This is a genomic window from Leisingera sp. F5, assembly GCF_001593695.1.
In genome coordinates this window covers 1-1,781 of the sequence record NZ_LUKH01000727.1, presented here as the reverse complement: position 1 = coordinate 1,781, position 1,781 = coordinate 1, and the positions used below count along the sequence as shown (strand labels likewise).

Genomic DNA, 1,781 nt, shown 5'->3' with positions numbered 1-1,781 from the left:
GTTCAGAATTGGGCGCGGGGACTGGGGAGCGAGCTGTTCACCGGCTCGACAGGCCGGGTGTTTCCGACGGTCATGAAAGCCTCACCGCTGCTGCGCGCTTGGCTGACACGCCTTGATGGTTTCGGCGCACAGGTCCGTACGCGATGGCGCTGGACTGGCTGGGAGGGCACAGTGCTTGCTTTTGAAACGCCGGATGGGCCCAAGCAGATAAACGCCAGGGCTGTGGTTTTGGCACTGGGCGGCGCCAGCTGGGCGCGGCTTGGGTCGGACGGGGGCTGGGCCGCTCTGCTGGGCGAAAGAGCTGTGGAGATTGCACCGTTCAAACCTGCTAATGCAGGGCTTCTGGTGGATTGGTCCGATCACATGTCACCGCAATTCGGGCAACCGCTAAAGGGCATCGCGTTGCATGCCGGCCCTTTGTCTTCACGCGGGGAAGCCGTGATATCGGAGCGCGGGCTGGAAGGGGGCGGCATCTACTCCGTCTGCGCCGCAGTGCGGGACGGAAAGACGCTGCGGATGGATCTGCTTCCGGATCTGGAACTAGCAGAAATTGCCCGCCGCCTGTCCCGCCATCGTGGCAAAGCAAGCATTTCAAATCATCTGCGAAAGGTGCTGAAGCTGGGAGCTGCACGGGCAACAGTATTGCAGGAATTCGGCCGGCCTTTGCCACAGGATACCAAAGCCCTGGCCAGGTTGATAAAGACGCTGCCAGTCAAACATGCAGGCCTGCGGCCAATGGGCGAGGCGATCTCCACGGCAGGCGGTGTGCGGCGGGATGCGCTGGATGGAAATCTGATGCTGAAACAACTCCCCGGCACTTTCTGCGCCGGAGAAATGCTGGATTGGGAGGCACCGACGGGCGGCTATCTGCTGACCGCCTGCTTGGCTACCGGGCGTTGGGCTGGTCGGGCTGCAGCAGGCTACTTGGCGAGTGCGGCAACCCGCTGATAGGCGTCGCGTTTCCGCATCCGTTTTCCATAGTCCAGCAGCTTTTCGCCTTCGATCGGGAATTTGGCGCTATGGGCCCAATTGAGGCAATGGGTACAGATGATGTCGGCGATTGTGAATTCCGTACCGATCAGGAATTCCGCGCCCATCTTACCTTCAAGCCGCGCCAGATTATGGGAGAATTCCCACTTCAGGCTGCCTTTCACTTCCGGCACCCGCTGCTCTTCCGGCAAGATGAAGCTGTGGCGGGCCGCTGCCCACAGCACAGCATCCACTTCGTCCAGCAGGAGGTGCGTCATCGCATCCTGCTTGGCACGGGCTATCGTGCCAGCGGGTGCAGTCAAGGCGCTGTGCTTGTCGGCGAGATATGTGAGAATGGCAGTTGAATCGCTGATGGCCTCGCCTTCGGCCTGCAGTACTGGCACCTTGCCCGAGACATTCAGCGCCTGAACTTCGGGGCTGCGAGGGCCGTGCTGCTTCAATTCGAAAGGCTGCCCAAGTTCTTCAAGCGCCCAAAGCACCCGAAACGTGCGGGTGAGCGGAATGCCGGTGACGGTGTACATCGTCTCTCTCCTGTTATGTGTCCCTAAGATGGGCGGCGCAGCAGGGGGGATCAAGCCGGGGGAGACATTACCGGATCAGCGGGCGCGGCCCAGCATGGCCAGCCGGATCAGGGCGCGCTCCATCAGCGCCAGCGCCGGCGCGGTCTGGCCGGCGGAACGCAGCGCCAGGTCAGTATCGGTAATGATCATCAGCGCGGTCTCCAGCCGGTTTGCGCCCCAGTTCTGCGCCTGGCGCAGCATCCGGTCGCGGCGTTTGCCGTATAGCGGCGG

General features: G+C 62.3%; 2 protein-coding genes and 1 pseudogene. 1 reads left to right on the top strand and 2 read right to left on the bottom strand.

Annotation, left to right across the window (positions count from 1 at the left end; genetic code table 11):
* Nucleotides 1-948 (top strand): TIGR03862 family flavoprotein (locus A2I95_RS35300; RefSeq protein WP_291737225.1); only part of this gene is annotated, 948 nt, incomplete at its 5' end.
* Here A2I95_RS35300 and A2I95_RS35295 read toward each other — a convergent pair.
* Together A2I95_RS35295 and A2I95_RS35290 are read right to left on the bottom strand one after the other, a co-directional pair.
* On the bottom strand, nt 921-1,511 hold the full coding sequence (locus A2I95_RS35295) for a glutathione S-transferase family protein (protein WP_291737224.1): 591 nt from the start codon (nt 1,509-1,511) through the stop codon (nt 921-923). The two genes, A2I95_RS35300 and A2I95_RS35295, sit on opposite strands and share 28 nt — an antisense overlap.
* A gap of 75 nt (nt 1,512-1,586) precedes the next feature.
* Nucleotides 1,587-1,781, bottom strand: a pseudogene (locus A2I95_RS35290) (DNA polymerase III subunit delta); the annotation flags it as partial.